The sequence below is a fragment of the Psychromonas aquimarina ATCC BAA-1526 genome (assembly GCF_000428725.1).
GTDB lineage: Bacteria > Pseudomonadota > Gammaproteobacteria > Enterobacterales > Psychromonadaceae > Psychromonas > Psychromonas aquimarina.
In genome coordinates, this window is sequence record NZ_AUAM01000037.1 from 39483 (window position 1) to 48545 (window position 9063).

Consider the following 9063-nt stretch of genomic DNA (forward strand, 5'->3'; position numbering starts at 1 on the left):
TAACGGCTCAGACAGTTTTATTGACTGCCTGTTACTAATGCATGTAATAACGATATATGCTCATCTGAATCATTTAAACATGGTATATAATTGTATTTTTCACCACCGCAGCTCAAAAATAGTTCTCTGTTTTCGATAGCTAACTCTTCTAATGTTTCTAAACAGTCACTGGCAAATGCCGGGCTGATAATATCCAGCGTTTTTGTGCCGGACTTAGCGGCCTCAGGTAAAAAATTATCTAAATAAGGTTTTAACCACTCTTCTCTTCCGACGCGGGACTGATAACATAACTTATACTGACTTTCATTTAAGCCTAGCGCTTCAATAACTAACTGCACAGTAGACTCGCAGTGAGCCTGATAGACATCACCAAGTGTGACATAACGTTTCGGAATACCGTGAAATGAAAAGACCAGCAGCTGTGCCTGTCCGTTTTCCTGCCAGCTTTTTCTGATGGAGTTAACCAGCGCAGTAATATACAGCGGGTGGTTATGATAATCGTGAATAAAATTAATCGCAGGAAAATTAAACTGCTGCTTAACTGCCGCACTTAACTGATCAAAAACAGAAGCTGTGGTTGAAACTGAATATTGAGGATATAAAGGCAGTACGGTTAAATCCGTCACCCCCTGCTCCTGCAGCGTACTCAACTGTGATGCAATCGACGGCTTGCCGTAGGTCATTGCATACTCAGCCCTTATATTTTCAGAATTAAGGCTGGCGGCTAATTTCAGGGTCTGCTGCTCGGTATAAAAACGCAGTGGGGAGTCGTTTTCAAACCAGATTTTTTTATACAGCTTAGCAACACGTGCGGAACGAAAGGGAAGAATAATTAAATAGAGAATCGGCAGCCAGATTAAGCGTGAGGTATCTACAACACGTTTATCTGATAAAAAATCACCTAAAAACTGCCTGACACTTTTTTTATCCGGAGACTCAGGAGTACCTAAATTAACCAGTAAGACAGCTCGTTTTTTCATTTTTCTTTTACCTGCAAAAAAGGGGCTGAAAGCCCCTAATTATAATTTACAGTCTGAGAATTAACCAAGAATTTCAGCTAACTCAGCACTGATAATATCAACGGCTTTTGTACCGTCAAATTTATGATGCGCGCCGTTACCCTGCGCAGCTTCATTTTTGTAATAAGCAACAAGCGGTGCTGTCTGTGCATGGTAGATATCTAAACGTTTACGTACCGTTGCTTCTTCATCATCCGGACGAATTGCCAGATCATCACCAGTTACATCATCTTTACCTTCCACTTTCGGCGGATTGTAAATGATATGGTAAGTACGGCCTGAACCAGAGTGAACACGACGACCGGCCATACGTTTAACAATTTCTTCATCCGGCACGTCAAATTCAAGTACGAAATCAACAATCACACCCGCTTCTTTCATTGCATCTGCCTGCGGGATAGTACGCGGGAAACCGTCTAATAAGAAACCTTTTGCACAGTCTTCCTGGGCAATACGCTCTTTAACCAGACCAATAATTAGTTCATCAGAAACAAGTTGTCCTGCGTCCATTAACTCTTTTGCTTTTAAGCCAAGCTCAGTGCCTGCTTTAGCGGCTGCACGCAACATGTCACCCGTAGAAATTTGCGGGATATTATATTTGTCCATCATAAATTGAGCTTGTGTGCCTTTACCAGCACCTGGAGCACCTAATAAGATAATGCGCATTCCTGCATCCTTTGTAATTAATAAATTGAAAAAGAAACTTACACGGTTAGTTTAAGTTTCTCAAGACTAACAGCAAAAAAGGCCAGCATAAGCTGACCTTAGTAACATATATATATGTAAATTAACCTAACAGTAACTTGTTGATACGACCAACAAACTCAGAAGGATCATCAAGGCTGCCTTTTTCAGACAATACAGCCTGCTCCAGTAATAACTCAGACCACTGAGCAAACTGCTCTTCATCAGCCATATCAGCTAATTTAACCACCATTACGTGATCCGGGTTAAGTTCAAAAATCGGTTTGCTTTCCGGTACCGGCTGCCCCATCTGTGCCATTAGTTTAGCCATCTGCGTACTCATATCATCATTATCAGCAACGATACAAGAAGGTGTAGAAGTTAAGCGGTGTGTTAAACGCACATCTTTAACTTTATCGCCTAATACTTCTTTAACACGTTCAATAAAGCTGGCAAATTCAGTCTCCTGCTTTTCCTGCTCTTTTTTATCTTCTTCACTGTCCAGTTTACCTAAATCCAGGTCACCTTGAGTTACAGAAGTGAACACTTTACCGTCATACTCTGGTAAGTGGCTTAATAACCATTCATCAACACGGTCAGAAAGCAGTAATACTTCGATACCTTTCTTACGCAGAACTTCTAAATGCGGGCTGTTTTTAGCTGCATTAAAGCTGTCAGCTGTGATGTAGTAGATCTTATCCTGACCTTCAGTCATACGGCTGATGTAAGCATCTAAAGATACAGTCTGTTCGATTGAATCAGTTTCTGTTGAAGAGAAACGGAACAGTTTACCGATTTTCTCTTTATTAGCCGCATCTTCAGCCGGGCCTTCTTTTAATACCTGACCGAACTCTTTCCAGAATGCGTTGTATTCTTCTTCGTTTTTCTTAGCGAACTTAGTCAGCATAGAAAGTGCACGTTTAGTACATGCACTGCGCAGTTTCGCTGTTACACGCGTATCCTGCAGAATCTCACGAGAAACGTTTAACGGCAGATCATTAGAATCAAGCACACCTTTTACGAAACGCAGGTAAGTCGGCATAAACTGCTCGGCATCATCCATAATAAATACACGCTGTACGTATAATTTCAGGCCGTGCGCTTTTTCACGGTTCCAAAGATCATAAGGAGCACGTTTAGGGATATATAACAGACTTGTGTATTCCTGCTCACCTTCAACTTTGTTATGGCTCCAGGTTAACGGGTTTTCAAAGTCATTGGCAATATGCTTGTAGAACTCCTGATATTCTTCATCATTAAGTTCATTTTTAGAACAGCTCCAAAGTGCAGTGGCTTTATTGATCGCCTGCCACTCTGCAGCTGTACCTGGAATTTTTTCACCGTCAGGACCATCAGACTCTTCTGTTGCTTCTTTGAACATCTCAACAGGGATGCTGATATGATCAGAATATTTAGAAACCACAGTGCGAAGTTTGTAATCATTTAAGAATTCACTTTCATCTTCACGCAGATGCAGAATGATTTCAGTACCGCGATCGGCTTTTTCGATATCCGCAACTGTATAGTCAGCTTCACCCGTTGAAGACCAGCATGTACCTTGAGACGCTTCTTCACCCGCTTTGCGAGTATTAACCGTTACTTTATCGGCAACAATAAATGCCGAGTAGAAACCAACACCAAACTGACCGATTAACTGTGAATCTTTAGCCTGGTCACCGGAAAGCTGCTCAAAGAAATCACTTGTACCTGATTTTGCAATCGTACCTAAATGCTCGATTACTTCATCACGTGTCATACCGATACCGTTATCACTAATAGTAACTGTTTTAGCATCTGCATCAAAACTTAAACGAACACGCAGATCGGCATCATTTTCAAAAAGAGAACCATCAGAAAGTGCTTTGAAACGTAATTTATCAGCGGCATCAGCGGCATTAGAAACTAGCTCACGCAGGAAAATCTCTTTATTAGAGTATAAAGAGTGGATCATTAATTTAAGAAGTTTGCCGGTATCAGCACTAAAAGTATGATTTTGTTGATGTTCCATAATATCTATTTCTCTTTGAATTAGCCTAAACAAGACTTTGGTTTAAACGATGATAATAAAATGGGGATACTGGAGACGTTTTCAAGGTCTTAAAGTGAAATTTGTTCAAAATAAATATAGTGTGATCTAAGTCTATATTTTAATAATGTAACTCCCATAACACAGCACTACTCAAACTAGGTATATTTTAAATTATGATGAATATTAACCAGTTAGCAGAGTGAGCATTTTAAAGCGCTAAAACTACCTATATCGGCTAGTTGACGGCCGCATAAGCACAACCTAAAATTCCACGCCTCCAGCCGCCAATTAACATTTGATCAACCTAAAATCAACACAAGGTTAACCTGGAGCAGGCACAACCATAATATCAGGACAGTTATGGAAGAGTCGCAGACGGACTCAGTTAACACCTCAAGAAATCATGGAGCATGACAATGACATACAAGTATTCACTTCTTTCAATTTTTACAGCGGCGGCGTTAGCAGGCTGCGGTGGTTCATCGGGCTCTTCAAGTTCGTCAACGGCATCAACTTCATCGGACACTTCAAGCACAGAGCAGGCAGTTACCACGACACTCTCAGGTAAAGCTGCAGACGGTTACCTAAGCAATGCAAATGTTTGTCTGGATCTTAATTTAAATAAAGTCTGCGATACAGGTGAACCATCAGCTGCAAGTACAAGCGGTGGTGAATTCTCCTTAACAGGTGTTACGCAGACACAAATTGATAAATTCCCGATAATTGTAGAAGTAGTTGCCGGTGCAACCATTGATGAAGACGATCCAGGTACCGTATTAACCCAGGGTTATACATTAAGCGCACCGGCAGGTTTCACTTTTGTCAGCCCGTTAACCACCATGGTACAGAACGAAATTGAAAAAGGCAGCACGGCCGAAGAAGCTGAAACAGCCGTTAAAGGTAAATTAGGTACGACTTTAAATTTAGCTGACGACTATGTTGCAGGTAAAAAAGATGACTCCCTTTCCGAAGAAGATAAGGCTGAATTTAAAAAACTGCATCAAGTCGCACAGGTTACTGCAAATGTAATTTCCAGCAATATGGCGTTACTTGAAGACACTGCACAAGCAGAAGGCATAAAGGTTGATGATTTAATCTCACTTATTGTTGATCAGGTTTTTGACGCTATGGATGAAATCACGGTGCAGATTGAAGCGGCAGAAGCAGATGACAGTACTGAATTCGATTCAGATTCAATAGCGGCAGATATCGACAAAGAGCTGATTACGCTTGAAGCGGATAAGCTGCAGGAGCAGATTGCCCAGCAGGAAGCAGAAAGTCAGGCCGTTGCAGCCAGTCTGGTGGATCTGATCAAAACAGAAGGTATTAACTGGTTCTGGGGTGAAACAGACGATACTGCACCTGAATTTGAGTACGGTACAATAACAGTGAATGAGCAGGGTCTTGTCAGTGATATTGAGTACTCCTGGGAAACAGAACAGTGGGTACTGCAGAGTAATGATAATGATGATAACAATGAATGGTTATTAACTTCAGCGGGCTGGACTGCCTATGATGACTCAGTAGAAACGGTCACATTAAACAGTGATGCAACTATAACTCTGCATCATGCCGGACTGCCGGAACTGAATGAAACCATTAAAGGTACACAGCTGGCACTGGCCGGGTTAAATGCCTCATTAATCATGGATGAAACAGACGGAGACGGAACCTGGGCTGAAGCAATACCGGAAAATGTTGTTTTCCCGCAGGGCGCTGTTGGTTATAAACTGGATTTCCAGCAGAACGGCGACCGTTACACCTTTAATAACTGGGACGGCTGTGATGATCAAAATAAACTTGGCGGCTTATGTAATACAGTATGGCATCAGAAGGGAACAGGTAATTATGAAGATAACGGCGCGGCGGTAACTCTGGCTGAAATGGTTGTTGCTAATGCACTTTCTCTCAGCGGCACCCAGGAAGACATTCGTAACTTAAATGCAGTTCATCTTGGCTGGATGGGTAAAGACACGTTAGCTGCAGAGCTGGTAGCTGGAGGCAAAATTAACTATTACAAAATTAATTATTATGACTCGACTGTTGCATTATTAACCACAGGCAGCTGGAGTGATATCACAGTTCATGGTAAAACCCTAAGAACCATCAGCGCACCAAATTACTTTAGCGAGTATGACGGCTTCTTTGATGACCGCGACAATATCATATTATTAGAGTATTTAGACGGTGTTCGTATTGGTGAACATAAAGCTGCAGATGAACAGGAAAACCAGGGATTTGTATTTAACAGTACAGCAAGAGACTTTATCCTGGCTAACTTTGACAGCACGCTAATCAGCGAATAAGCAGTAAAACTTAATCTAAGTTATTATTTAATACCTGTCAGCTGAACACTGACAGGTATTTTTTTATATGACCTCCACAAAGCGCCCTGAATCAGTGCTGAAAAGTTACCGTCTCAGTCTGCTCAAGGTTGATCGTTGACAGCGCAGGCTGCGTTTGTGCAATAACTTTGCCGTGACGAATTGAATAACGAACCGCGACCTGACGGCGAACTGCATCAAAACCATTTTCAGCAGGAAGGATCAGCAGGCTGGCACTTTTACCTTCTTCTATTCCATAATTTTCCAGAATATTCAAAGTACGTGCTGAATTACAGCTGATCAGATCCAGTGATTTATTAATCTGCTCATAACCCATGACCTGAGAAACATGCAGTCCCATATGCAGCACCTGAAGCATATTCGCCGTACCGAGCGGATACCAGGGATCAAATACATCATCGTGCCCGAAACAGACGTTAATATCAGCAGCCAGCATCTCTTTAACACGCGTCATGCCGCGGCGTTTCGGATAATCATCGAAACGTCCCTGCAGATGAATATTCACCAGAGGGTTAGCCACGAAATTAATACCCGACATTTTTAATAACCGGAATAAACGTGATGCATAAGCACCATTATAAGAGCCCATTGCAGTAGTATGACTGGCCGTTACCCGTTCACCCATATCATATTTGTGTGCAAGCGCAGCCAGCGTTTCAACAAAGCGCGACTGTTCATCATCAATTTCATCGCAATGAACATCAATCAGGCGCTCATATTTACGTGCCAGCTCAAATACATAATGTAGAGATTCAACACCATATTCACGGGTAAACTCGAAATGCGGAATGGCGCCGATAACATCAGCTCCCAGCTGTACAGCTTCTTCCAGCAGCTCTTTACCGTTAGGGTAAGATAAAATACCTTCCTGCGGAAATGCAACAATCTGAATATCCACCCACTGCTTCATCTCTTGTTTAACTTGCAGCATTGCTTTTAATGCCGTCAAAGTCGGATCGGAAACATCAACATGAGTACGCACATGCTGAATACCGTTGGCAATCTGCCATTTTAAAGTCTGCTTAGCACGGGACTTTACATCTTCAATGGACAGCGTTTGTTTACGTTCTGACCAGCGTTCAATGCCTTCAAATAAAGTACCGGAAATATTCCAGCCTGGCTGACCAGCCGTTTGTGTTGTATCTAAATGAATATGCGGTTCACAGAAAGGCGCAACGGCAAGCCCGCCTTCACCATCAATAATTGTAGTGCCGGGTTTTATCTTCAAATCACCCGCGTTTGCAGCAATCGCTTTAAAAATTCCATTTTCAATGTGAATTTGATGTTTACCTGGCCTGTCCTGCAGGCAGATATTTTTAATCAGCATATCTAAAGAGTGCATTTTTTTATCCTCTAATTTATAGAACAGGTTCTGATATTTTTTCAGGCGGCTGCTTGATAACTTCACGGTTTAAAAACGGGTTAAGAATTAAATAACTAACCGCACCGCCAAGCACCGCATTTAAAGGTACAATCCCCGGCAGAAAATGTCCTGCACCGATTCCCGCAGCAACGGCTGCAACTGCAGCCCAGTTAACACTTTTAAATTGAGCATTAGCAAAGTCTTTGTAATACTTACGGTTTACCAGAAAATCCGCAATGATAATGCCGCCGATAGGCGGAATGGCGGCAGAAAGAAATGTTAACCAGCCGACAAAGTTATTGTATAACCACAAAGCACACAATGTACCAATAATCCCGTTGACCATCGAAAGGTATTTACTAGGCAGGCCGGTTACATTAGAGAAACCTAAACCGGATGCATACAGAGCATTATCATTAGTCGTCCAGATATTTAAACCCAGAACAATAATGGCAGGAATTAACAGACCTTGTGCGATCATAACTTCGGAAATATCTGCAAACCCGGTTGCAGCAGCCCCGGCCGCCCCAAAGAGAAACATCAGTGAATTACCGATAAAGAAAGCAATCATAGTAACAAAAACCGCCGTTTTAGGTTTTTTACCAAAACGCACAAAATCAGCTGTTAATGTGCCAGCTGAAATAAAAGAGCCCACCACTAAAACTAAAGCCGTTGAGAAATCCATCGACTCTTTAGGAATAATAGCAAACAGCCCTTCAATACCGCCGACACTTTCTACAGCTTCATTGACAGAATAGCCGCCAAGCACAGCGATAGCCGGCACCGCAACAGCAGAAAGGATCATCAGCGCTGAAATACCGAAATACACAGTAGCAGTCATCAATAAACCGGAAACCAGGATCAGAACGTTAGTATCAATACCAGTCGCTTTATGGACAGGAACAGCAAACATCGCAACACCGACACCAAACCAGCCGACTTGTGTACCACCGAGAAGAAGAGAAGGAAGCCAGGAGCCTTTAGAACCGAAAGAGAAACGAGCAAGAAGATGAGTAGATAAACCAGTGGAGGCGCCGATGTAACCAAGAAAAGAAGTGTAGATACCGAGAATTAAATTACCAATTAGAACTGCAAGAAGAAAATCACTGAAGGAGAGTCCCGTCCCAAGTGCCCCGCCTGTCCACATACTGGCGGAAAAGAAGGTTAACCCCAGCATCACCATGGTCAGTGAAACTATACCTTTTCTCGCCGATTGGGGGACGGGCCCCAAACTATAATTATTATCGCCAGCCATTCAATACCTCTATTAGTTATTAGCATAAAAGAACTGTTTACTGAATAAACACCATAAGCCATAGATTGGCGTCAGCTGCAGGAAACAGGCTGTGACATTGTGTTTAATTCAGGTAAACGGCGCGTATTCTAGTGATAATAACCTTGCTGTCAATGGGTTCACGGCCCGTCTAAAGGCCCTATGCAGTAAAGGATAAATTGGTTATAAAAGCTTTTTAAAGCATGATTCTTATATTTTTATCACAATTATAAAAGCGCCAGCACAAATCAACCAGTTATACCATTCCGCCTAATTATGTGATCTAATAGTATTATTATTTTAAATAATTAAATACTACTGGTGATTATGAAAAAAGATGACTTTAATTT

Annotated in this window: 6 protein-coding genes; 1 reads left to right on the forward strand and 5 read right to left on the reverse strand. The window is 42.0% G+C overall.

Annotated elements, in window-relative coordinates; translation table 11 throughout:
• Positions 1-17 precede the first annotated feature (17 nt).
• From hemH to htpG, 3 genes are all read right to left on the reverse strand, one after another.
• Positions 18-980 (reverse strand): ferrochelatase, encoded by a 963-nt coding sequence (gene hemH / locus G337_RS0114050; RefSeq protein WP_028864460.1) that lies wholly within the window; start codon positions 978-980, stop codon positions 18-20.
• A gap of 60 nt (positions 981-1040) precedes the next feature.
• A complete protein-coding gene (adk, locus tag G337_RS0114055; RefSeq protein WP_028864461.1) occupies positions 1041-1685 on the reverse strand; it encodes an adenylate kinase in 645 nt (214 codons plus the stop codon).
• A 121-nt stretch (positions 1686-1806) separates the two neighbouring features.
• Positions 1807-3711: a molecular chaperone HtpG gene (htpG, locus tag G337_RS0114060; protein ID WP_028864462.1), complete on the reverse strand. Its 1905-nt coding sequence runs from the start codon at positions 3709-3711 to the stop codon at positions 1807-1809.
• Between the two features lie 437 nt (positions 3712-4148).
• On the opposite strand from htpG, the gene G337_RS26300 reads away from it, so the two are divergent.
• Entirely contained in the window at positions 4149-6038 is a 1890-nt protein-coding gene (locus tag G337_RS26300) for a hypothetical protein (RefSeq protein ID WP_051303262.1), read from the forward strand.
• A 91-nt stretch (positions 6039-6129) separates the two neighbouring features.
• Here G337_RS26300 and G337_RS0114070 read toward each other — a convergent pair whose 3' ends face one another.
• Both G337_RS0114070 and codB read right to left on the reverse strand, forming a co-directional pair.
• Complete coding sequence (locus tag G337_RS0114070) at positions 6130-7419, reverse strand: cytosine deaminase (RefSeq protein ID WP_028864463.1); 1290 nt, start codon at positions 7417-7419, stop codon at positions 6130-6132.
• 16 nt (positions 7420-7435) lie between these two features.
• Complete coding sequence (codB, locus tag G337_RS0114075) at positions 7436-8695, reverse strand: cytosine permease (protein WP_028864464.1); 1260 nt, start codon at positions 8693-8695, stop codon at positions 7436-7438.
• Positions 8696-9063: the final 368 nt, after the last annotated feature.

What these genes read in the sequence shown, in the direction of transcription:
- adk (WP_028864461.1), bottom strand. Translation starts at nt 1,685, where the DNA reads ATGCGCATTATCTTATTAGGTGCTCCAGGTGCTGGTAAAGGCACACAA.
- codB (WP_028864464.1), bottom strand. Translation starts at nt 8,695, where the DNA reads ATGGCTGGCGATAATAATTATAGTTTGGGGCCCGTCCCCCAATCGGCG.
- htpG (WP_028864462.1), bottom strand. Translation starts at nt 3,711, where the DNA reads ATGGAACATCAACAAAATCATACTTTTAGTGCTGATACCGGCAAACTT.
- G337_RS0114070 (WP_028864463.1), bottom strand. Translation starts at nt 7,419, where the DNA reads ATGCACTCTTTAGATATGCTGATTAAAAATATCTGCCTGCAGGACAGG.
- G337_RS26300 (WP_051303262.1), top strand. Translation starts at nt 4,149, where the DNA reads ATGACATACAAGTATTCACTTCTTTCAATTTTTACAGCGGCGGCGTTA.
- hemH (WP_028864460.1), bottom strand. Translation starts at nt 980, where the DNA reads ATGAAAAAACGAGCTGTCTTACTGGTTAATTTAGGTACTCCTGAGTCT.